19 protein-coding genes and 3 tRNA genes are annotated in these 23,693 nt (G+C 40.8%); 7 read left to right on the top strand and 15 right to left on the bottom strand.

Going from position 1 to position 23,693, the window contains the following annotated elements; all coding sequences use genetic code 11:
- Window positions 1–217 precede the first annotated feature (217 nt).
- The 7 genes from MSMAS_RS04885 to MSMAS_RS18640 all read right to left on the bottom strand — a co-directional run bounded on the left by MSMAS_RS04885 (window position 218) and on the right by MSMAS_RS18640 (window position 4,909).
- Window positions 218–1,396, bottom strand: coding sequence for a nucleotidyltransferase family protein (locus MSMAS_RS04885; RefSeq protein WP_011032332.1), 1,179 nt, complete (start codon window positions 1,394–1,396; stop codon window positions 218–220).
- Between the two features lie 138 nt (window positions 1,397–1,534).
- Window positions 1,535–1,930 carry an OB-fold nucleic acid binding domain-containing protein gene (locus tag MSMAS_RS04880; protein WP_015411053.1) on the bottom strand — a complete coding sequence of 132 codons (396 nt, stop codon included), beginning with the start codon at window positions 1,928–1,930 and terminating at the stop codon, window positions 1,535–1,537.
- A 185-nt stretch (window positions 1,931–2,115) separates the two neighbouring features.
- The gene (locus tag MSMAS_RS04875) at window positions 2,116–2,598 is read right to left on the bottom strand and encodes an FKBP-type peptidyl-prolyl cis-trans isomerase (protein WP_011032334.1); all 483 of its coding nucleotides are present in this window, start codon (window positions 2,596–2,598) and stop codon (window positions 2,116–2,118) included.
- 128 nt (window positions 2,599–2,726) lie between these two features.
- Complete coding sequence (locus tag MSMAS_RS04870) at window positions 2,727–3,281, bottom strand: FKBP-type peptidyl-prolyl cis-trans isomerase (protein ID WP_048045987.1); 555 nt, start codon at window positions 3,279–3,281, stop codon at window positions 2,727–2,729.
- 5 nt (window positions 3,282–3,286) lie between these two features.
- Window positions 3,287–3,769, bottom strand: coding sequence for an FKBP-type peptidyl-prolyl cis-trans isomerase (locus MSMAS_RS04865; RefSeq protein WP_048046349.1), 483 nt, complete (start codon window positions 3,767–3,769; stop codon window positions 3,287–3,289).
- Window positions 3,770–3,954: 185 nt separating this feature from the next.
- Entirely contained in the window at window positions 3,955–4,596 is a 642-nt protein-coding gene (locus MSMAS_RS04860) for an SdpI family protein (protein WP_011032337.1), read from the bottom strand.
- Between the two features lie 139 nt (window positions 4,597–4,735).
- Complete coding sequence (locus tag MSMAS_RS18640) at window positions 4,736–4,909, bottom strand: hypothetical protein (protein ID WP_155395192.1); 174 nt, start codon at window positions 4,907–4,909, stop codon at window positions 4,736–4,738.
- Window positions 4,910–5,078: 169 nt separating this feature from the next.
- Between MSMAS_RS18640 and MSMAS_RS04855 the strand changes: the two genes are divergently transcribed.
- A complete protein-coding gene (locus MSMAS_RS04855) occupies window positions 5,079–7,397 on the top strand; it encodes a PGF-pre-PGF domain-containing protein (protein ID WP_155395394.1) in 2,319 nt (772 codons plus the stop codon).
- A 354-nt stretch (window positions 7,398–7,751) separates the two neighbouring features.
- On the opposite strand, the gene MSMAS_RS04850 is transcribed toward MSMAS_RS04855, so the two are convergent.
- Window positions 7,752–7,823 (bottom strand) — tRNA-Ala (locus tag MSMAS_RS04850).
- Between the two features lie 226 nt (window positions 7,824–8,049).
- Here MSMAS_RS04850 and MSMAS_RS04845 point away from each other — a divergent pair.
- Both MSMAS_RS04845 and MSMAS_RS04840 read left to right on the top strand, forming a co-directional pair.
- Window positions 8,050–8,126, top strand: a tRNA-Ile gene (locus MSMAS_RS04845).
- A 59-nt stretch (window positions 8,127–8,185) separates the two neighbouring features.
- Window positions 8,186–8,259 (top strand) — tRNA-Ile (locus MSMAS_RS04840).
- A 516-nt stretch (window positions 8,260–8,775) separates the two neighbouring features.
- On the opposite strand, the gene MSMAS_RS04835 is transcribed toward MSMAS_RS04840, so the two are convergent.
- Both MSMAS_RS04835 and MSMAS_RS04830 read right to left on the bottom strand, forming a co-directional pair.
- Window positions 8,776–9,189 (bottom strand): transcriptional regulator, encoded by a 414-nt coding sequence (locus tag MSMAS_RS04835; protein ID WP_011032339.1) that lies wholly within the window; start codon window positions 9,187–9,189, stop codon window positions 8,776–8,778.
- A gap of 1,000 nt (window positions 9,190–10,189) precedes the next feature.
- Window positions 10,190–10,591, bottom strand: a complete 402-nt coding sequence (locus tag MSMAS_RS04830; RefSeq protein ID WP_048042983.1) for a transcriptional regulator — start codon at window positions 10,589–10,591, stop codon at window positions 10,190–10,192.
- A gap of 655 nt (window positions 10,592–11,246) precedes the next feature.
- Between MSMAS_RS04830 and hdrA the strand changes: the two genes are divergently transcribed.
- The 3 genes from hdrA to hdrB are packed head-to-tail and all read left to right on the top strand — an operon-like array spanning window position 11,247 to window position 15,269.
- Entirely contained in the window at window positions 11,247–13,664 is a 2,418-nt protein-coding gene (hdrA, locus tag MSMAS_RS04825) for a ferredoxin:CoB-CoM heterodisulfide reductase subunit HdrA (protein ID WP_048046348.1), read from the top strand.
- On the top strand, window positions 13,661–14,371 hold the full coding sequence (gene hdrC / locus MSMAS_RS04820) for a ferredoxin:CoB-CoM heterodisulfide reductase subunit HdrC (protein ID WP_011032342.1): 711 nt from the start codon (window positions 13,661–13,663) through the stop codon (window positions 14,369–14,371). The genes hdrA and hdrC overlap by 4 nt, the downstream gene beginning before the upstream one ends.
- On the top strand, window positions 14,325–15,269 hold the full coding sequence (hdrB, locus tag MSMAS_RS04815; protein WP_011032343.1) for a ferredoxin:CoB-CoM heterodisulfide reductase subunit HdrB: 945 nt from the start codon (window positions 14,325–14,327) through the stop codon (window positions 15,267–15,269). The genes hdrC and hdrB overlap by 47 nt, the downstream gene beginning before the upstream one ends.
- A gap of 216 nt (window positions 15,270–15,485) precedes the next feature.
- Here the strand turns inward: hdrB and MSMAS_RS04810 are convergent, their stop codons facing one another.
- A complete protein-coding gene (locus MSMAS_RS04810) occupies window positions 15,486–16,829 on the bottom strand; it encodes a beta-propeller fold lactonase family protein (protein WP_015411062.1) in 1,344 nt (447 codons plus the stop codon).
- 111 nt (window positions 16,830–16,940) lie between these two features.
- Window positions 16,941–19,226, bottom strand: coding sequence for a PKD domain-containing protein (locus MSMAS_RS04805; protein WP_011032345.1), 2,286 nt, complete (start codon window positions 19,224–19,226; stop codon window positions 16,941–16,943).
- 646 nt (window positions 19,227–19,872) lie between these two features.
- Here MSMAS_RS04805 and MSMAS_RS04800 point away from each other — a divergent pair.
- Window positions 19,873–20,124 (top strand): heterodisulfide reductase-related iron-sulfur binding cluster, encoded by a 252-nt coding sequence (locus tag MSMAS_RS04800; RefSeq protein ID WP_011032346.1) that lies wholly within the window; start codon window positions 19,873–19,875, stop codon window positions 20,122–20,124.
- A gap of 524 nt (window positions 20,125–20,648) precedes the next feature.
- On the opposite strand, the gene MSMAS_RS04795 is transcribed toward MSMAS_RS04800, so the two are convergent.
- From MSMAS_RS04795 to MSMAS_RS04785, 3 genes are all read right to left on the bottom strand, one after another.
- Complete coding sequence (locus tag MSMAS_RS04795; protein ID WP_011024107.1) at window positions 20,649–21,185, bottom strand: UPF0228 family protein; 537 nt, start codon at window positions 21,183–21,185, stop codon at window positions 20,649–20,651.
- Between the two features lie 27 nt (window positions 21,186–21,212).
- Window positions 21,213–21,980 (bottom strand): C39 family peptidase, encoded by a 768-nt coding sequence (locus tag MSMAS_RS04790; RefSeq protein WP_226987673.1) that lies wholly within the window; start codon window positions 21,978–21,980, stop codon window positions 21,213–21,215.
- 396 nt (window positions 21,981–22,376) lie between these two features.
- Window positions 22,377–23,636, bottom strand: coding sequence for a YVTN family beta-propeller repeat protein (locus MSMAS_RS04785; RefSeq protein WP_011032348.1), 1,260 nt, complete (start codon window positions 23,634–23,636; stop codon window positions 22,377–22,379).
- Window positions 23,637–23,693: the final 57 nt, after the last annotated feature.

Genomic DNA, 23,693 nt, shown 5'->3' with positions numbered 1-23,693 from the left:
TCCTGAAACAGTAACACAGGAGAAAAATAAGGAAATGATCATAGCCCGTCCTGAATGAAGAATAACAGGACGGAACTGCTTCAGGATAAAATCCCTTTATTATATTTTTATTAAAACATTTATTAAAAGTTCTCCTTTTTAAACCCGAAACAACTATGAAAACACATTTTACCGGAAATATGTACCTGATCCTGGAAACCCGACTTTTAAGCCCTGTTCACGACCCTTCCTGTGAGGTATCATAATTGAGGTTAACAATTGTTTCCTCTATACTGGAATCATTATCAATTATCACTTCAGGCCATATTTTAACTCCCGAATGTATGGTGGAGTTATCTCCTATGGTCACTCTGTGCCCGATCACTGTCCCGTTTTCAAGGCTGCATTTTTCCCCTACAGCTGTTTCATCGGCAACCACTGACCCTGAGATATTGGAGCCTTTTCCTATAGAGACATAATCAAAAAGATAGGATGAAAGAATTTTTGCATTGTCGTCAATAGTGCAGTTCGCGCCTATTACGCTGTAAGGCCCCACAAGGACGTTGTCACCTATTACAGTGTTTTCCCCTATAACAATCGGTCCTACAAGGGAAGAATTCGAACCTATGCAAACGTTGTTTCCTATGGATAAAGGCCCGCGTATTCTTGCGTTTCTTGTCGTAAAGTTTCCTTCTATAGTGGTCCCGGGAAGAGCGTCAAGCATCCAGCGCTGGGCCTGCCTGTAAGCTGCCGAACTCCCTACATCAGTCCATTTCCCCCGGACAAGCATGCCGTTAATTTTTTCATCTGCTGCAAGCAGGGAAGGGAAAAGGTCTTTTGCAAAATCATACTTTTTATTCTCGGGTATCCAGTCGAAGATTTCGGGGTCACAGATGTAAATGCCTGTACTTGCAAGGTTGCTAAAAATTTGCCCGGACTTGGGTTTTTCGAGGAAGCGGTGGATCCTGTTATTTATATCCATATCCGCAATCCCGAATTCTCTCGGGTCATCAATTGAAAGTAGCCCTATGGTCACTATTGCGTCATTGGTCTCGTGAAAACGGTACATCTCCCTCAGGTCAAGGTTAAGTACGTGGTCTCCCCCAAGCACGATAAAAGGCTCATTTTTCAGATACTCCTCTGCGTTTTTAACCCCGCCTGCAGTGCCCATCTTCTCCTTTTCATACACATACTCAATATGTACCCCGAATATGTGCCCGTCCCCGAGCTGTTCTTCTATGCGCTCCCCCATATATCCCAGGGTCATAACTATTTCATTGAACCCTTCTCTTGAAAGGTGCTCTATCAGGTGCCTTACTGACGGTTTATTGAGAATCGGTATGCTGGGTTTAGGGTGTTTGAAGGTCAGCGGTCTGAGCCTTGTCCCTGCACCTCCGCACATGATACATGCTTTCATATTTTTCCCAATGTTGTTCTATGGATATATTGTTAACGATATATTGTTCCATTTTGAAGTTTATTGATAACGGTTATTCCAGAGAGAGGGTGATACCGTAAAATTTAATGATAAAATGTCGGTTTTCATAGCAAGGTATTACTTCAGCGTGATATCTTCTTTCTTTTCCACATTTATCTCTTTTTTCCCCTTATATTCTGAGACAGTACCTGTTATGCTTATTAGGTCCCCTTCATGGATCATGCTGTTCAGGGCTTCAGCTCCTGCGTTCTTCGGGATAAAAACGCTCAGGACTTCCGAGTCGAAATCCACATCTAAAAGGAGGTGCTCTCCGGTGTATGTAAACCTCTTGCTTAAAACCTCAGCGTCAAGAGTTACTTTTTCCCCAACACCTGATTCGTGGGTGTATTGAAGGGCTCTTTCTCCTGATTGTCCCGCACCTGCAAGTTCCGAACCGAAAAATACGTATGCTGTCGAAAGAGACGACAGTGCCATAATAAGCAGCACCACCACGACTTTCTCTTCCTTTTCCATCTTTCATCACTGTCCAGTCTTGGTTCCTGAATTAACTTATATTGAATTTTAATGAAGATAAATCTATTTCAAGAACCAGATTAGACCTCAGGATGAGTAGAATTTCGCATCTTTATATTTCATGCAGGTTATACATTCCGGACTCTGTATCCCGGAACCGCTTTACGTTTTATTCAGGGATCGGCTCACATTTCAGGCCTGTTCACGATGGAGACGAGCTTTATTTCAAGGATCAGGGTTTTGCCTGCAAGCTCATGGTTAAAGTCAAGGATTGCGTAAGTTTCCGTGGAGTTAAGCACCTTAACTATCCTTCCTCCGGGGGTTATGATTGTCTTTCCCGGCTCCGGAGGCTCTTTCAGTTCAAGCCGGAGAAGAGGGATTTTCTGGACGAGATAATCTTTATGTTCTCCGTAGGCTTCTGCGGGAGGTATTTTAAGGGTTTTTTCTTCTCCTTCCCGCATCCCAAGGACGCCTTCATCAATGCCTTTTATCACCTGCCGGGTATCTGTCCTGAAAAAGAAAGGCCTGTAGTCCTTTTCTTCACCATATATTCCGGCCTCAAGAGCTTTCTCTTTTAGAGTGGTGTCAAATACCGTTCCATTTTCAAATTTTCCAGTGTAATCAATAAGGACATAATCTCCCTTTTTTACAGTCCGGGGGTTCTCCATTCTCCCTTCTCCTGTTATTTTTTTCTCTGAAGCTTTTCCGGCAGCCAGGAAAAATTCCGGAATGCCGGACAGATGAATCTAATTAAAGAAATATAAACCGGTTCTGGACCGGTTCAATTAACTTAACATCACTCGATTGATACGAGCTTTACATCGAAAACAAGAGTCTCGCCTGCGAGTTCATGGTTAGGGTCAAAAGTAACGTGCGTCTCATTTACGGCAATGACTTTAAACTGGCCTCCGTATATGCTGCTGTATACCTGCCCTACTTCAGGCTTTTCTGACATATTGAGCTCTTCAAGAGGGACTGCCTGAACCCAGCTTTCATTGTATTCCCCATAGGCTTTCTCAGGAGGAATAGTCAGGGTTTTCTCTTCGCCCTCCTTCATTCCTATCAGCCCTTCATCAAAACCCTCAATTACCTGGCCGGAACCAGCAGTAAGGTTCAGGGGTACATACTCTCTCTGTGCATTGTATATGCCTGCTTCCTGTGCTTCTTCTTCTATAGAAGTATCAAAAACGGTGCCATTCTCAAATTTTCCCACATAATCTACCTGGACCGTATCTCCTGCTTTTACAGCCCTGCCGTCTCCGCTGCCGTTATCCGTGCATCCGCTTCCTAAAACCATACTTGCCAGAAGCAGCATTGTCAGGAAATATATTGTACTCTTCCCGACCCTCATTTTTTTCATTCCTCCACTGAAATGACCTTTACTTTGAATGTAAGGGTCTTGCCTGCAAGTGCATGGTTGGAATCAATAACAAAATTTTCCTCGCCTACTTCTGTCACAGTGCCTCTGAGCCCGGTTTCCGTAGCCAGCTGCATCCCTACTTCCGGAACGAAATCCACAGCATCACGCGGAAGTTCCCTTGCATATTCTTCCACGTATTCCCCATATGCTTCCTCTGGAGGGATTTTAAGGATTTTTTCTTCCCCCGCTTTCATTCCGACCACACCTTCGTCAAAGCCTTTGATCATCTGTCCGGCTCCGACGGTGAATTTCAGAGGTTCATAGTCCCTCATTTCGTTGTATATGCCTGCCTCCATGGCTTCTTCTTTTTCCGATGTGTCGAATACCGTTCCGTCATCAAGTTTACCTACATAATGGACGGATACAGCATCTCCTTTTTCGACTACTTTATTCGAATTTTCAATTATATCCTCAGTCATAACAATCAATAGGACAAAACGAAAGCATGTTACATAAACGTACTGATAAAAAAGGCGCTGGAAAACGGTTAAAATAGGACTTCAGTAAATAAAAATTACGGAAATCTTTAAATCCTACTTTCTGGAGTTCGGCTCAGGATTTGGATTCTTATCCATCTTCTCTGCTGGCTGTTTTTTAACTCTGCTTATTTTTCTTTAAGTTCTTTTTTATATTCGAGATATGAGTAAACAACAGTAATCACGACTACAATGACTGCAGGAACAAGGATGAAGTAGATTGCATATTCAGGGAAAAAAACTCCTGAGAATGCGGTTATTCCTGCTATCCTGAATAATTTCCCTCCAAGACGGTTTGTCCTTTTCCATACCTTCTCACTGCTCAGAGTCCAGGGCGTCCTGATGCCTATAAACCAGTTTTGCTCTGCATTTTCCGTAAGAACCCCTGCATAATAGAATAGAAGCCCTATACCGAGCGGAATCACGGCATTGGGACTTATCTGAGTTCCTGTGTTCCAGAGAAGTATATGGAGATGAACCATGACCAGAAACAGGATCAATATTAACCTGAATCCTTCATAGTGTTTCCTGAACATTTCTATGTTTTCTTTTCTCGGGTCAATTTTCGGAATCACCAGGAACAAAATTACAAGCCCCGTAATCAGGAGGGGCATGAAAAAGGTCCCCCAGAACTTTGACATATAGCCGTTTACCTCTCCCTGAGAGTCCCAGTGAGTAGCCATCTGGTCAGGGACCTGAGGATAAAAATAGATTGAAAGAATAAAAGAAAGAAGAACCAGTCCTGTTATCGCTGCAGTAACTTTCCGCATATATGCCAGTTATATTTTTTAAATATTTAAAATGTAGCGTGCTTCAAATCCGGCAGCTCTCACAGGATGGCTGCAATGACTGGTAATTCTGTGCTGCACATCAAGCCGGAAGTGCTCTGACCTTAATTTTCCGGAAATCTTAGCCAGTAAATGAGACGCTTCTTGATACGCTTCTTCCGGACTTCATTCCAGGCACGCCAATCCGTGCCGCAATTCCGCCTGCATTGCCTGGGATTTTTCCTTCATTAAACATAAAAAATCCAATTTTCGGGTTGAATATGGATAATTTAGTTAATTTTATATCTTTTGCCAATTTCGTAAAATAAATTATTTCTGAAACTTAAAAAGTATGTTTCAGGTATTTTTACCCTTCAAATTAAAAATCGTAACCATGCTGGTACTTATTCGGCTGGAAATGGGATTTGAGTTACCACTGCAGTTCATGTGCTAAGAAGTTTTCAGGGGTTTTTCTCGTGTGGAAGATGAAAAGAGAATTATCTATCTTATTCACGCTGGTTCTTGCATTTCAGGTTATTACTGGCAGTACGGCAGCTATGACGCTTTATGTTGATGACGACGGAACAGGAAACTATACGACTATCCAGTCTGCGGTAAACGCCGCAGTTAACGGGGATACTATAATTGTAAATCCCGGTACTTACGAGGGGGATATTACCCTCGATACATCCAGTTTAAGAATTCAGTCTCAATCAGAAAATCCTGAGGACACGGTAATTCAGGGAAATGGCTTTTATCTTACGCAAAACGCACAGAGAATAGCCATTAAAGGTTTCACTCTGAAGGGCACTGGCAGTTCTTACGCCATAGCACTTGAAGAATACGCTGACAGTATAATTGAAAATAATATAATACTGGACCACGGCACCGGCATTGACACGAATATATATTCCACCTTTACAATAAATGATAATGATATCTCAAGTTGTGGGACTGGAATTTATGTCGGCGAATGTTATTTCAACGCTATTATCAACAACAACAGGGTTTCAAAATGTGGCACAGGCATCACTGTGGGAGATTTAGGGTATCCACAAATTGAGAGCAATATAATTGCGGAAAATGGTCAGGGTATAGCCCTGATGTACGAAGGCGGTGCCACAATTGTGGGGAACACTATCACGTCCAATAAAGAGTCTGGAATTTTCCATAACGGACACGGTGGTAGTACGATTTACAATAATAATTTTTATAACTCTAACAATATAATTTTCGGGGAGTATCATGATTTTCCAGACATGTGGAATACTACCAGAACCGCAGAGAATAATATTGTAGGTGGCCCTTATATTGCAGGAAATTACTGGGCAAAACCTGATGGCAAAGGCTTTTCCCAGACGCATTACGATTTAAATGGAGATGGCATAGCCGAGCAACCATATTATATTGATGAAAAAGAGATTGATTATCTGCCCCTGGTAACCCCAGGGACGGAGACTGAGCCTGTACTTCCTGAAGCAGATTTCAGGGCAAATACAACGTATGGGAGTGTCCCTCTTACTGTCGCGTTTACAGACCTTTCGAAAAATGCGGTTTCCTGGAGATGGGACTTTAACGACAATGGGAAATATGACTCTGTAGAACAGAATCCGGTTTTTGTGTATGGATACCCCGCAGACTTTACTGTCAACCTGACAGTAATCAATGAAAACGGGACTTCTACAAAAACCGCTGTAATAACCGTGCTGAAAAAAGAAGCTCCTATCCTCCCTGCAGCAAATTTCAACGCCAATACCACCACCGGTTATCCTCCCCTGTCTGTTTTATTCACAGACCTTTCACAAAATGCAGCTTCAAGAAGCTGGGACGCTAACGGTGACGGAATAAAAGACTCAGGTGAAACAAGTTTTGTTTATGTGTATAATACTGCAGGAACTTACACCTCGAATCTGACAGTAAGCAATTCCAATGGGACAGCTTCAAAGACTGCTACAATAATTGTGCTGGAAGCGACCAATTCAGGAGGAAGCAGCAACGATGGGAGCAATGAGGGAGGAAGCAGTAACGATGGGAGCAATGAGGGAGGAAGCAGTAGTGGAGGAAGCAGCAGTGGAGGGAGCAGCAGCGGAAGCAGCAGTGGCGGAGGCGGTGGTGGATCTCCCGAACCCGCAAGAAACGTTAAAACAAAAGAAATTTCACAGACTTTCATTCAAAACGGCAAGGCTGTAAAGTTTGATTTCACAAAGAATGCTACTTGTGTAGTATATGTGGGATTTGACCCCAAGAAGAATGCAGGAAAGACCACAACAATCGTAGAAGAATTAAAAAGCAAATCTACACTTGTTTCTAAAATACCTGGAGGAGAGACTTACAAATCATTTAACGTGTGGGTGGGAAACAGCGGTTTTGCAAGCTCAAAGAATATTGAAAATCCGGTTATCTGTTTCAAAGTTGAAAAATCCTGGATTCGGGATAAAAACATTGACCCGGACTCGATTGTACTGAACAGATACAGCGATAAAAAATGGTCGAAACTTGAAGCTAAACTCTCAGAGGAAGATGATAAATTTCTGTATTTCATAGCCCATGTCCCTGGCTTCTCCTTTTTTGTGATAACAGGTGAAGCGGCAGGTAGTGCAGGGAATATTTCCAGAGAGGAAAACGGGCTGGAAACGCGGGCTCTGCAGGGAGAAGATGATGGAACTGCGGGATCTAATGCCGGGACAAATTCGGGGCAGAAAGAAAAAATGAAATTCCCTGATGCTTCTCCTGTATACAGCATAGCAGGCATTCTCTTATTAAGCCTGATATGTATATTGATTTATAAAACGATTCCAAAATGATCAGGCGAAAAGTAAAATGAAACGTTTCACTGCGTTTCATTTTTCATACTTTTTTGTTAAAAAAGGTATTCTTCCGGAATTGACAGCTATAAAGTGAATCATTCTGTAATCACTGCAAACTATGGTAAAACAATTCCCAGGGAGATAATCTTTAATAATAATCTAAAAACGAATTTTAAGACACAATGCCAAAATCTAGTGATAACCATAAAAATCAAAAATCACTAGATTTTGGAACTGAGTCAATTTTAATAATAATTCAAAAAAGAAATCGAATTTTAATAACAATTTAAAAAGAGAGATCAAATTTTAATAACAATTTAAAAAGAGAAATCGAATATAAATATTTTTAAGTGGACCGGTCGGGAATTGAACCCGAGGCCTCTACCATGCCAAGGTAGCGATCTTCCCCTGATCTACCGGCCCATGTTGTGCTTTTGCTTTGTCAGCACTCCTCATACACTCAATATCGTATATAAAACTGTCGCCATAGGGGCTCAGCTTCCTGTAAATAAAATTTAGGACATGCAGAATCCCAAATATTCGAGCAAAAGTTATAAGTAGTAAATCGAGTATTAGAAGTGTTGTCGGATTGGGACGCTTTCCCTAAAAAAGCCTTTCAACTCTGATAATTCGAAATAACCTGACATCTGGGCCCGTAGCTTAGCCTGGTGGAGCGCACGGCTGATAACCGTGAGGTCCTGCGTTCGAATCGCAGCGGGCCCACCACAATCCAATGACCTCTTTTCGGAGAGTTCAGGTTATTAAATTATATATGTATTCCTTTCGGGCCCGTAGCTTAGCTTGGTGGAGCGCACGGCTGATAACCGTGAGGTCCTGCGTTCGAATCGCAGCGGGCCCATATACTTTTTTACTATATTTAATCCCGATTCCCTGTAAATTTTCTATCCTGGTCTAAATTTTCTATCCTGGTCTAAATTTTCTATCCTGGTCTAAATTTTCTATCCTGGTCTAAATTTTCTACCCTGGTCTAAATTTGTTATCCTGATCCTGTAAATTTATTATTTTCTTTTGCATCATTACAGGTATTTTAGAATACCCTTCTGCTGGCTTTGATTCAGAAAGTATCGGGATTGAAAATCTATTGCTGGCCGTAATTTTGAATCAATAACCTTGGCAATAGAGAAACTGATGTAGAAAAGTTACTGAGAAAATTGATGTAGAAACGTTGTGAAAAACGATTGATGTAGAAACATTATGAAGAAAAGTTGTTGCAAGAAAATTGCCCTTAATAAAAAAGTTAGGGTAGGGGTAGTCCCCTTAATTCAGAATGGCTTTCAGATAAAGTGGTTAACGCAATTTGCTGTATGGGAGCTTGCACCCGACTCTGACCCCATTCCGTTCCCTTTCATAAATTTCAGGCTATGTGCTTCAGGCGTTCTATGTTCCTCAGCACAAGTTTGCTTTCGGCTATGATTTCTTCTTCGATCTTGCTGACAATGCGGTCCATAGGGACTGTAAGTCTATACAGCTTGATCGGTCTGCCCTTACCTTTTGATTTCTTTTCTTCCCGGATATCAATCCAGTTGTTTTCGCGGAGGTAGCGCATTGCAACACTGACTTCCGGCTGTCTCAGGCCAGACACCATTTCAATGCTCTGGGAAGAGATTTCCCTTCCCTTTGCAAGACAGGCTAGGGTAAGAGCAATTGGCCTGCTGACATTAATCTTTCTGAACAATTCAATCATTTCGTATTCGCTTGACCCCATACATATAGGGGTTTCATTTGTCATGTCAGTAGTTTCTATAGCTGAACCACTTTCATCTACCATTAAAATCACCCGAAGAACCATTATAGAGTGAATTAATATAAATATCTACTTATGTTTTAAATTTAATATATTCTAAATTATAATTATATCTTATACTGTTACTCCGGTTAACATTACTTTGAATAAGGCTATTCATCATGTTTTATTCAATTAACAGAGGTTAACCTTTCCAGGGCATTCTTCTTAATAAATATACTTAAGTGCCTCAACCTAATTCTTATTAATATAATTTAGTCATATATGAAAATATCTATGCGTAAAATTTATATTTTTGCGTAATTAAAAAGCTTTATTTGCCTTAAAAAACAGTTTTAGTTCACTAAAAATTGCATTTAAGAATATTTTTCTCTGTTTTTCTAAAAAGCTGCTTTTAAATACATTAAATAAAAATAAAACTGAATTTTCAGAACCTTTCATATAAATAAATTTTCTGAAGAAACTTCTAAAAGATGAAAATGTGGATGAAAACCATAAACTTTTTTGATTAAATACTTGTGATCCCGAAGTAATGCAATAATATTGATTATGAAGTTAGCGCTATTGATATGGCCTGGAAGTAGTGATAAGAAGTTAATGATGTTAACAATGAAGTCATAATGGTAGACAAACAGATGGCAGATAGACAACTGAATGAAAAAACTTTATTAAATAGCTGGTTTGAGTAAATGAAACGTTAAACTGTTTTAACGGGATAAAAAATGTATAAAATGGAATGGATAAAAAATGTATAAAATGGAATAAATCAAAAATATATAAAAATGGAATAAAACACAGGTGATTACTGGAACTCCGGGTGGTTGACAAATATTTTTCTGGTATCTCAAAACAGCACAGAAGTAAAAAAGAGATGGTAAAAAAGAATAAGAAGGTTTTAATTAACCTCTCGGGTGTGGAGAGGAATTTCCCATTGATATAATCGTATTTTTGATTTAAGAATATACTTTTTGCATATGTGATTTTAAAGAAAAAACTGCTTTAACCTGTCTTTTTCGCCGATTTTTCAGGATAGATGCTTGAGACGTTCTATGTTCTGGAGAATAGTTTTGCTCTCAGCAATGACGTTTTCTTCAATTGTGTTGATAATCGTTTCCATCTGGACCGTCAGCCTGTAGAGCTTTACAGGTCTGCCTTTGCCGTGGTTCTTTTTTTCTTCCCTCATGTCTACCCAGTCGTTCTCACGAAGGTAACGCATTGCAATGCTGACTTCAGGTTGCCTTAGACCTGATACCATTTCTATACACTGGGAAGAAATTTCTTCCCCTTTTGAGAGACATGCAAGGGTCAGGGCGACAGGCCTGTTTATATTGAGCCTCCTTAGAAGCTCGACCATTTCGTACTCTACCTCTCCCATTTTAAAATCATTGCCTTCTAATGTTAGCCCATTATCTGCCACAACTATCATCTGCCGTTTATACCGGTAATTTCCTTGAGTCTATTCCGGTATCTTATCTTATCCAGTATCATCAGATAAATAGAAATATATTATTTTAAACGAATAATTTTATGGTTTACCGGACATTTAAAAATTGCCAGTGATTTTTTAACGGCAATTCAAATGACTATTTTTGTTTCTGTGCTTAATATATTTCTATTTTTAAATTTAAAATCTGAGACAGTGCCTGAAAAACCTGGCATCTCAGTTGGTTTAAATAATTATAATACTCTCTCCCTATATATAATAATATGTATATAATAACTTTTTGACAATGGGAAACACTAAATTAATTTAAAAGCTTTAGTAATCAACTGGTTAAGGAATAGTCATAATAATGGTTTTAAGCGGGACCTTTTTCAGTTCTTTGTTCAGGTATATATAGGATTAAAACAAATATCTTATACTTATCCGGTTAAGATATTTCCCGGGATAGCTGTTCAATTAAGACGTTTATTAAGAAAGTGGACCTGAGATTAACACTGTACATAAACATCAAAATTCCTCTTTTCTTGCCAAAACTATCCGGTTTCTGCAACAACTATCAAAAAAATGTCCTTTTTGAGACATTTAGCATACCTTTTCTGGCAAGTCTTATATACAAATCCCTGAAAGATTTAGTATAATGACTGACGGGACTACTGACGGGTTGAACAAAGCTGCTGTATTTATCTGCCACTGCAGCGGGAATATCTCGGAACACGTTGATATCAATATAGTGAAAAAGACCCTAAAGGCAGAAGGTTTTTCAGTTTATGATTATGAATACCTGTGTTCAAGCCAGGGACAGGCTCTGATTAAAAAGAAAATTTCGGAAGGGCATGTGGACAGGGTGGTAATAGGTTCATGTACTCCTTCCAAACACGGCACTCTTTTCAAAAAGTGCATACAGGAAACCGGATTGAACAGGGCAGGGCTTGAGATTGCAAACCTGAGGGAACAGTGTGCCTGGGTGCACCCTGACAGAGCAGGAGCTACTGAAAAAGCTCTCTCTCTCCTTAAAGCCAAGCTGAAGCGCCTGGAAAACATAGAGCCGCTGGAAGATATAAAAGTAGACATTGCCCAGCAGGTTCTTGTTATCGGCGGAGGGATTGCAGGGATCACGGCTGCTCTTAACCTTGCAGATAACGGGGTTCCCACTTTCCTTGTGGAGAAAGACTCAAGCATAGGCGGGCAGATGGCTAAAATCGGGAAAATCTTTTCTCCTGATAAACTTGCTGAAGAGTGTGCGATGTGCTCGCTCAGCCCTCTTATGAATGAGGTTGCAGCCCACCCAAGGATTACTCTTTTGACCTGGACAGAAGTAGAAAAGCTTAGCGGAAGCGCAGGAAACTTTACTGTCAAGCTAAAAAAGAAACCGAGATATGTGAAAGACAACTGTATAGCATGTGGGAAGTGCAGCAGGGTCTGTCCCGTCTCTGTTGAAGACGAGTTCAACTGCGGCTATATGGACAAAAAGGCAATTTCTCTTCGTTTCTCTCAGTCAGTCCCCAAGGTTTACTTCATTGACCCTGACAGCTGCCTGCAGTTAAAAGGGGAAAACTGCGGAAAGTGTGCAGAAGCCTGCAAAACAGGAGCTATCGATTTCTCTCAGAAAGAAGAGATCATAGAACTGAATGTGGGTGCAGTTATCGTTGCAACAGGCTTTGAAGAGTATGACGTTTCCCAGAAACCCCAGTACGGGTATGGGATTTTTGAAAATGTTCTTACCCAGATGGAACTTGCAAGAGTCCTGGGCATCAACGGACCTACAAAAGGGGAACTTCTCAGGATCTCCGATTTCAGCAAAGCTTCCAGCGACCCTGCTCCTTCAACATGTGATTCAAGGTGCGAAAGCTCGTCTGATCATCCCTTTGAGGTTGAAACTCCAGAAAGGATAGTCATGATCCAGTGTGTTGGTTCAAGGGACGAAAAGGAAGGAGGAAACCGCTACTGCTCAAGGTACTGCTGTATGGCAGCCCTGAAGCATGCAAGCCTGATAAAGAAAAGGTATCCGAAAACGGAAATCACGATCTGCTATATTGACATGAGGGCTTTTGGCTTTTACGAAAACTACTACCGTGCAGTCCAGGAGACCGGGGTTAACTTTGTGAGGGGGAGGCCTGCAGAAGTCATTGAAAAACCGGATAAGAGCCTTGTTGTAAGGGTTGAAGACACCCTTAGCCAGAAAATAAAGGAAATCCCTGCCGACATGGTAGTACTTTCCGCAGCTATGGTACCATCTCCGGGGACAAAGAAAATTGCCAGTGTGCTGAACCTCAGCCAGGACGAAAGCGGGTTCATCAAAGAGAGGCACTCCAAACTGAAGCCGGTGGACTGTTCCCTTGATGGGATTTTTGTCTGCGGCACTGCTCAGAGCCCCAAGGATGTTACTGATACAATTGCCCAGGCAGGACTTGCAGCCGTAAGAGCAAGGGCTTTCATTACAGACAGCCCGAAGGTGCTGGATAACGAAATTGCAGCCATAAACCAGCTACTCTGCACCCGGTGCGGGGAATGTCTTAAGTGCCCGTTTGATGCCCTTTCTATAAATGAAAATGGGAGGGTTGTTCTTGACCCACTTATATGCACAGGCTGCGGGTACTGTACCGAACTCTGTAGGGAAGGAGCTGTCCAGATTGCAGGTTTTACGAAATCCCAGCTAAAGGCTGAGTTAGAAGGCGTTCTTGAAGAAGGGGACGTACTTGGCTTTGTGAACAGCGGAATATCTTCCCTTACCTGTGACAATATCGGTAACAGTGTGCTCACATATCCTTCAAGTGTTAAATTGATCAAGGTTCCTACCTGCCTGATAGTTGACAGAGACCTGGTGCTGCATGCATTCAGGCATGGGGCGTCTTCTGTTCTTTTTGTGGAAGACCCGCCTGACAGCCCGAGAGCTGAAGTGATATATCCTCTTACTGTCAGCCATTTCGAAAAACTCAAAGAAGAACTTGGAGATTCAGGAAAGAGGATCCATTTCAAAAAAGCGTATGTTCCGAATATCAAAGGGCTTGCAGGAACTTTTACCAGCCTTGCCCGGGAAGGAGAGATGATAAAATGATTCCATATGTAAACGAATATGATACTCCGAACTGTAATACTCTTGCAGAGACAGCAAAAAAGAGTATCAGAACCCCTGAATCTCTGGGGCTTGACCGCTGTATCCAGTGCGGAGCCTGCACAGCTTCCTGCCCTGCAGCCCGGTTTACGGATTACAGTCCGAGGCAAATAGTAAAAAAAGTGCTGGAAAACGACCGCAGTGTACTTGAATCAGATATGATCTGGTCCTGCTTCTACTGCTATTCCTGCAATATGCGCTGCCCGAGGAACAACAGCCCTGTTACAATCGTGCAGGTACTGCGCCAGATGGCTATTAACGAGGGTATCGGAATTGGGAAGCTTGCCTATTTCCTTGAGATAGGAGAGTGCCTTGCAGAAAATGGAGCCAGCAAAGTCCCGGGCGCCGGCGTAAAGAATATGGAAAGAGACCTTGGAGAACGCTGGATTGGGATTAAAAGAAACCTTGAGCCAATCCGTTCCGAACTCGGGCTCAGCCCCAGGGATGTCAGGGACACGCATGGAGAGGTCCAGGCCATTCTTGAGAGCACAGGTTATTTTGAAAGGGAAAAGTGGATTAAAGCAGGGATACAGGAAAAAAAACTTCACGGGTTCCTGAAGGCAGACTGCAGTGATGAAGAAAAAAAGAACGGAGACTTTTGCTTTGAAAGCGATAGAGAGTATACCGGACAGGAAGCTATTACTGTTTAAAAGCTGCATGGTCGGACAGGAATATCCCGGAATAGAAACCGCCACAGCTTACGTATTTGACAGGCTTGGGGTGGATTACTGCATAAACGATGAACAGTCCTGCTGCACAGGTATAGGGCACTACACAGATGTATTTGAAGGGCTCACAACAGCAGCAATTGCAGCCCGAAACTTCGCAGTAGCCAGGAAGTGCGGATATCCGAACATCACCTGCCTCTGTTCAACCTGTTACGCAGTAAACAAGGAAGCATGTGAACTACTTAACAACAATCCAGAGGTCCGGGATAAGGTCAATTCAATATTTAAAGAAAAAGGCTTTGACGACCTTGTTTACGAAAAAGGCGATATGGACCCGCGGGCTAACTTTTATCATGTCGTTGAGGTCCTTCTGAGTAAAGCTGGTCAGATTAAGGAAGAAAAGAGAGTCGATTTCTCAGGGGTTAAAACAGCTGCCCACCACGCCTGCCACTACTATAAGGTCAAATATCTTGATGTGATCGGAAACCCGGAAAACCCCCAGCTTATAGATACGGTGGCTGCCGCCTGTGGGGCATCCCCTGTCAGGTGGTACGAAGACCGCTCCCTTACCTGCGGGATGGGTTTTTCGCAGATCCACCTTAACAAAAACACCTCATTGCAGGTTACCAAAGCCAAACTGGACAGCCTCCAGAGAGCAGGAGTTGAATTAATGCTTCACATGTGCCCGAACTGCCATATCCAGTACGACCGCTACCAGCCTGTAATTGAAAAAGAGTTTGGGGTAAAATACGATATGGTTCACATGAATATTGCCCAGTTCGTAGCTCTCTCACTGGGAGCAGACCCCTACAAAGTATGCGGTTTCCAGACTCATTCCGTGCCTCTGGAAGGTTTTCTTGAAAAGACCGGTATAATCTAAAAACCTGAGTTAAAGTTGAACCGGTCACTTTTTTATTTCGATTTTTTCCAATCACTTTTTTTGACTCTACCGAAATTTATCGAACTTCTTTGAGGAATTTTGGCTTATATATACGTTTTTTCTTGACTTGTGGGGAATTCAATTTTTGGCGTACCATTCGACCCAACAGTCATTGGATCATTAATGCCAGTGACTTTGGGTTGTCCAAGCCCTTTATTACTTCTTCCCGAGTTTCCATCCACCATACAGGCAGGTCAAGCTCCCCAATAATCCGAAGCCTGGAGTAGAGTTATTTTTGTTTGATTCATTTCCATTTGAACTACTACCATTATTAGATTCGGAATTATTATTGTTTGAATTATTTAGTTCGACAGCGTTTTTTTCTTCAGATGATGATAAGTTAGTTTCTTCAACTCCTATGTCTTCAGTTGCATTGGAGGTTGCCCCTATGCTTTGATCAGTCATATTAGAATCCATAAAAGGCACAATTACAACTCCAATAGGATAGTTCATATAATATTTTCCTGTATTCACCATAGCTGTAACTTTGTTTGTGGCTGTGTTAATTATAGAGACATTGTCGCTTTCGGCGTTTGTCACATATACCTTATTTCCATCTGGAGTGACTGCAACTCCTAAAGGAGTAATTCCTACAGGAACTGTGGCTGTAACAGTGTTTGTTGCTGTGTCAATTACAGAAACATTGTCGCTTCGTTTATTTGGCACATATGCCTTTTTTCCATCAGAACTGAATGCAACGTCACAGGGATCGTCTCCTACCGGCACAGTGGTTGTAACTGTGTTTGTAGCTGTATCAATTACAGAAACATTGTTGCTGCCTGAATTAGTTACGTACACCTTATTTCCATCAGGACTGATTGCAATATCAGTAGGATGGTCTCCTACAGGTACAGTGTCTGTAACTTTGTTTGTAGTAGCATCAATTACAGAAGTAGTGTTGTTGCGACTGTTTGTAGCATAAATTTTTTTCCCATCTGGTGTAAATGCAACGTTATAAGTACTCAGCCCCACATTAACCGTGCCCACTACACTGTTTGTGGATGTGTCAATTACAGAGACATTGTTGCTGTCATTATCCACCACGCTGTAACGATTTGTCACATAAACCCTTGATCCTGTCGGATCGACTGCAACTCCCCGAGGATAACCTCCTACATCCACCACAGCTTCAACCGTATTTGTCGCAGTGTCAATTACAGAGACAGTGGTGCTTGTGCCTGACAAGTCCGCCACATACACCTTTGTTCCTGCAGGGTTGATTGCAACTCCAAAGGGCCAGCCTTCTACAGGTACCACGGCTGTAAGATTGTTAGTCGTTGTATCAATTACAAAGACAGTTCCAGTGTCGACTCCCAGACTTGTCACATATGCAAATGGAGCTGCACCTGCTACGCCCGTCAGTATTAAAATTGCAAGTGCAGTTATTCCCAAAACTCTTATGAGGGTATCTTTTCTGCGTGCTTTATTAGACATTGCTACAGGTGGGAGTGAAATCGAAAAAGTGTCAATCGGTATTGTTGATATAGTTTTAATTTTCATCTTTTTTCCCTGATCAGTGTTTGTCTTTCATGCCAGTGCTATTATCAAAAGATTTGGACTTTGGATATTTTTCTAAAATCTCCATAATTTAAGTGAATTTCAGGATAAAAACTACTTTTTATTACTCCCCTTTATCCAGAATGCAACTAGCAGGCTTACAACCCAGTAAACTATTTCGAATCCAGGAGTTATTTTTCTTTCTTTTGTAGGAGCGCCTGTATCTTTTGTTAAGATTACCCCGTCACCACCAGTTTCTTCGCTTCCACTACTGTTTTCTTCAGTAGAACTGCTTGTATTCAGCACGAATATCTTAGCCACTTTTGAGGCTGTTCTGTTTTCATTGATTACTGTCAGGTTAACAGTATAGGTTCCTGCTGAAGAGTAAGTATGGATCGGATTTTGATTTGTTGAATTATACCCATCTCCAAAGTCCCAGTTCCATGAAGTTGCGTTCTGAGAATGGTCATTGAACTGGATCGAGAGAGGAGCGTAACCGGAGGTGATATTGCTACTGAAGTCTGCAACAGTAAATGCTGATTCTGGATTTGCTTTCAGAATAACAAGACCATTAACACCTTCGCTTGCATAGACATAATTGCCGGAAACTGCAATATCTCCAGCAGAACCTGCATAAAGCCCTTTAAGAATTGGAGAAGAAGGATTGCTTATATCAACAACCACAAGACTATCATCAACGGCTACATAGGCGTAATTGCCTGAAATTGAAACACATTCAGCATATCCGGAAGTATTGTAGTTTCCCACAAGAATTGGAGAAGAAGGATTACTTATGTCAATAATCGCAAGCCCATTTTTGCTATCAGCTACATAGGCATAATTTCCGGAAACTGCAACATCGTAAGCAAGTCCGGCAGTATCGTAGCTTCCTTTCAGAATTGGAGAAGATGGGTTGCTAATATCAACAATCAAAAGACCATTTCCTTCATCGGCTACATAAGCATAATTCCCGGAAACCGAAACACTCCAAATACTCCCGGTATAATCATAATTTTCTATGATAATTGGGGAAGTGTCATACATTCCCTCAAGAATTGGAGAAGAAGGATTGCTGATATCGACGATGAAAATACCATTAGCCATATCGATTACATATGCGTAATTGCCGGAAACTGTAATACCTTGAGCCCATCCGCCAGTATTGTAACTTTTATTTAGAATTGGAAAGGAAGGATTACTAATATCAACAATCACAAGACCATCATCATCGGCTACATAGGCATAATTCCCGGAAACTGCAACACCTTGAGCAGATCTAGGAGTATCGCAGCTTCCTTTGAGAAAGGGAGAAGAAGGATTGCTAATATCAACAATCACAAGGCCATTATCCCAATCGGCTATATAGGCATAATTTCCTGAAACTGCAATACTTTTAGCCCTTACGATAGTATCGCAACTTCCTTTGAGAGTAGGAGAAGAAGGATTGCTTATATCAACAATTACAAGGCCAGTATTACTATTCGCTACATAAGCGTAATTCCCGGAAACTTCAATACCATGAGCATATCCGGTAGTACTGCCGTTTCCTTTAAGAACTGGAGAAGAAGGATCGCTTATATCAACAATTACAAGACCATTATCATTATCAGCTACGTAGGCGTAATTACCCAAAACTGAAACATCACAAGCAATTCCTGCAGTATTGTAGTTTCCTTTGAGAGTCGGAGAAGAAGGATTGCTTATATCAACAATCACAAGACCAGTATCGCCATCAGCTACATAGGCGTAATTCCCGGAAATTGAGACACCGTAAATATCTCCGGCAGTATCGTAGCTTCCTTTGAGAACTGGTGAAGATGGATTGCTTATATCAACAATCATAAGACCATTACCCCAATCAGCTACATAGGCGTAATTGCCGTAAACTGCAACATCGCCAGTAGGACCGGCATAACGTCCTTTGAGAATTGGATCAGAAGGATTACTGATATCAACAATCACAAGACCATCATTATCAGCTACATAGGCGTAATTTCCGGAAACTGTAATACAATAAGTATATCCGGGAATATTGTAGCTTCCTTTGAGAGTCGGAGAAGAAGGATTGCTTATATCAACAATCACAAGACCATTATCGTCATCGGCTACATAAGCATAATTTCTGGAAACTTTTATGTCCCTTACAAAACCTTCTGTCATAATCTTACTCACTAAAACAGGTGAAGAGGGATTAGTAATATCCAATATCAAAAAATCCTGTCCCTGGCCAACGTAGGCATAATTACCAGCGACATCAACAGCGTCTGTCGTCCCGCCAAAATGTCCCACCAGTTCCATGTTTACTTCAGGAGCAGCTGCTGCCCCGGCAACTGATCCTGTTATCGTTACAAAAAAAGCAACAAATATAAGCGGATGAATTATTTGTCTATTTATTTCCATTAATTATACATCCTGTCCTTCAAGTTCTCACTCTCGTATTTTTCAAAGATCTCAAACCCTTAACCACAGATACTTTTCTACTTCCATTTTTTATACTTCCATTCAAACAGAATCCAGCTTTCCAAGTATACATTAAGAAATGATAACGGATTTAGAATTAAACTGAAAGTCGTTGACTGACAACCATGGCGTTTTATTGGCATAGACATCTATTCTACTTACTGTGCTGTTATATTTAGTTTGGATGGCATGAAAAGTACTTTTGAACTCCATAAATTCCTCTCACCTAACTCCTTATAAGTTTTCTGTGTAAACTCTCGAACAATTGTTTTTCATACTCATTTTGAGTCTGTAATAATTCCTTGACCTTTGATAGTTTGATGATTTGGCCAGAAATTATATATGTGAACATATTGCCTCATCCTATATTCAAGAATTTATATACAAACGTCAGGGGCACAATTTATACTCACATATGGTGATATTTGTGAATGCCTAACAATCTTACAGCAAAAGATCAGCTTTTGTATCCAATATGAGCCTGTAGAGCCTGTGAATATTCTAAACTTTGACCGGCCTCGCCAAAATTAGATCCTCTCTATAAGACAAATTCTGATAAAACACCGCCCTCACCCTTACTTGCGGAATGGGCTTTTCCCAGCTCCACCTTAACAAAAGCACCTCTCTCCAGGTTACCAAAACCAAACTGGACAGCCTTCAGAGAAACGGAGTGGAGTTAATGATCCATATGTGCCCGAACTGCCATATCCAGTACGACCGCTACCAGCCTGTAATTGAAAAAGAGTACGGAGTGGAGTACGACATGGTACACATGAATATTGCCCAGCTCGTAGCTCTCTCAATGGGCGCAGACCCCTACAAAGTATGCGGTTTTTAGACTCACTCCGTGCCTCTGGAAGGTTTTCTTGAAAAGGCCGGTTTAATATAAAATCCCGTTTTAAAGTTCAACCGGTCATCTTTTTTATTACATCGGGAGTGAAGAGGTCACGGTTTGAAGCGTTTTTAAAAACATGTATCTAAGTTACTGATTATAAATGTAGTCAATAGATACAGTAAAAATACTTTCATTATTTTCAAGCTCGTTGTTAGCTGGCGTTCTAATCTCACTTAGTGGGTTTGTAAACAATCCCAAAAGCGCTACGAGAGTTAGAAATACAATAAAAATAGTGATTACCTTGCCGATTTTACTCATGCCAACACCTATAAAATGAGGGGAGCATAAACCCCACTTATATACGGTTGATTTTTGAATCAGAGACTTCAATTATTTTTATTTCGAACCAGAATCTAAATGCATATACTTTTCCAACGACTTTTGCTTATCCAATCCACTGTAACTTCTTTTTGAACTTCCACTCCCATATTGGCAAGCCAAGCTTCCCAATGACGAAGCTTGGAGTATTACCCTACAATATCATCCAGACCTACAATCAAAACTTTCTCATTTGTTTCGAGTTCATTTTTTATCCTGATTGCATCCCTCTCCAGAATACAATTCTCTCCAACAACCCAGGGCGCTGATCCATCTCCAAACTGGATATAACACACAACAGCCTTTTTCAACTGAAGGTTATTTTTTTCCAGCATTGCGAGAACATTTTCATCTGGAACAAATTCTTCAGATAACATAATTATGTTATAATTTCCTTTTTTGATTTCAACTACAGAAGTCCAGTTTTCATCTTTCCTTAATTCATATATTTTATCTTCATCAACTTCTATGTAGTACATTCCTCGCCCAATATTAGAATTATAGTCTATGGTATAATTCACGGGTATGTCGTAATTTTCAAGAATGGCTTTAACTTCCGCCTCACTAGTTTCATTTTCAAATTGAATAAGTAAACCAGGTGTTTTAACTTCTTGAGATTGCATCATCAGTGCTAAGAAGGTTAGAAGAGCAATAAAAACAACTACTACTTTGCTAATTTTATTCACATCAATCACCGAAAAAAATGAGGAGTTTTAACTCCTCACATATATACGTTTATTTTCAGAACCGAATGCTTCCCAATAAGGTACACAGAAATATATGGGATTAGGATCACCTATACGCAAATATTCATTCGAACCACTTATTTTGTATCCACGACACATTCGAACATGACCTGGAACTCCACTCGCGAAGGGTCTACCATTGTTAATTTCATTCATAGCTCCAGCAAAAGATACAGTGTCTGTACTGAATGAATCAGGTTTATTCATTCCGTTGCTTGAACGATAATAAAGTAACTGATTGGGATAAGTAACCCCATTAGGAGCTACCCCATTCATCATTTCATATATAGTAGTTTGGTGAGGACTTTCATCATTGTAATATTTAGTAAGCATTTTGGCAGTTGCTGGAGCACAGTAGTAACTCGTTATTTGCGCATACACAGTAGCACCAAGATCTACTTCAACATCAGTTCTCGATTTTGTTATATCGGCACTGAGTTTTTTAATATTTTCTTCAGTGACTGCCGCATTAATACTAACCCCCTTATTAACTGCTGCTTGTTCTATAGATTTAGCAAGTTCATCACTTTTTTGCCAGTGTCTTAGGTTGTTGTCTATCCCATTCTTCAATCTCTGTTCATATATTGACCATATTCCGGGTTCAGTTTCAGTTGCAGGTTTATCTGGTACCACATCAAGGGTATAAGCATCCACAAATATCCGATGTTCAACTCCTGTAGTCTTGTCCTTTACTATAGTCATTGCTCCTACGATAGGATAATCGTATACAACCATCTGTGTTGATTTGATTTCCCCCTCAGGGTATTCATTTTTAGGACTCGTTACGAAATAACCTAGGTAACGCATAATTATGTTAGAAGTTAATCGAGCTGCTTGCTTGTGGAAATGGTTGAGGACAGTCTAAAAAGTTACCTATGTTATTTCGCGGTGGGTCCTTAGTGGGTTTGTAAACAATCCCAAAAGCACTACGAGAGTTAGAAATACAATAAAAATAGTTATTTCCTTGCTGATTTTCATACCAACACCTAAAAAAGATGTGAGGTTTTAATCCCTTTTATATATGGTTAATTTCAGAATTAATGGTTTACAAATGCTTGTGTATCAATCCGGATAGGAAATGAACAAATGTCGCCAAGGACTTTTGAATATCCGATCCCTCCGATCCCCCTGTTACTTCTTTCTGAACTTCCATCCACCGTACAGGCCGGCCAAGCCTCCCAATAACCCGAATCCTGGAGTAGAACTATTTTTGCTCGATTCATTTTCACCTGAGCTACTACCGTTACCCGATTCAGAATTATTATTGTTTGAACTACTGAGTTTGAGAGCGTTTTTTTCTTCAGATGATAAGTTAGTTTCTTCAACTCCTGAATTTTCAGTTGAACTGGAGTTTGTCCCTGTACTTTGACCAGTCGTATTAGAATCTATAAAATGGCCAAAAGCAACTCCTGATGGATGATATCCTACATTTACAATGGCTATAACATTATTTGTGGCTACGTCAATTACGGAGAGGTTATTGCTGTCATAATTCGCCACATATACTTTTGTTCCATCTGGATCGACTGCAACTCCATTTGGATGAGTTCCTACAGAAATTGTAGTTGTAACATCATTAGTTGCTGTGTCAATTACGGAAACCGAATCATCTTCCCAGTTCGTTACGTATACCCTTTTTCCATTCGGAGTGACTGCAACTCTACCAGGACGATTTCCCACAGAAATTGTAGTTGTAACATTATTAGTTGCTGTGTCAATTACAGAGACATTATTACTGCGAGCGTTCAACACATAAACTTTTGTTCCATCTGGAGTGACTGCAACTCCAATCGGAAAATTTCCTACATTTACAGTGGCTATAATATTGTTTGTAGCCGTGTTAATTACAGAAGTAGTGTTGCTGCGACGGTTCGTGACATATAGTTTCGTTCCATCTGGATTGATAGCCACTGCCCAAGGATCAGTTCCAACATTTAAAGTATCTATCACACTGTTTGTGGCTGTACTAATTACTGAGACAGTGTTACTGTCACGGATCGCCACATATGCCCTCGTTCCTGTCGGGTTAATGGCAACTCCACAAGAACTTCCTCCTACATCCACTGTGGCACTTCGTGTATTTGTTTCTGTGTTAATTACAGAGACAGTAGTGCTACCTATACTTGAATCTGTCACATATATTTTCGTTCCATCTGGTGTGGCTGCAACTTTGCCAGGGTAGCCTTCAATCTCCACCATGGTTGTAAGATTATTAGTTTTTGTGTCAATTACAAAGACAGTGCCAATGTTGATGTTTTTCCCCGGACTTGTCACATATGCAAATGGAGCTGCATATGTGATATTCGCCTTTACTATAAGTGCAAGCGCCATTATTACAAAAGCTTTTATAAGGATACGCTGACATGCTTTATCACATATTATTTCTTTCATTTTAGCCTCCCTTTTATAGACTCTTACAGTTGAGATAATTTCAGGATGGAATAACTT

This window comes from Methanosarcina mazei S-6 (assembly GCF_000970205.1).
GTDB lineage: Archaea > Halobacteriota > Methanosarcinia > Methanosarcinales > Methanosarcinaceae > Methanosarcina > Methanosarcina mazei.
The sequence above is the reverse complement of the archived record's forward strand: the minus strand, read 5'-3'. Positions and strand labels throughout refer to the sequence as shown.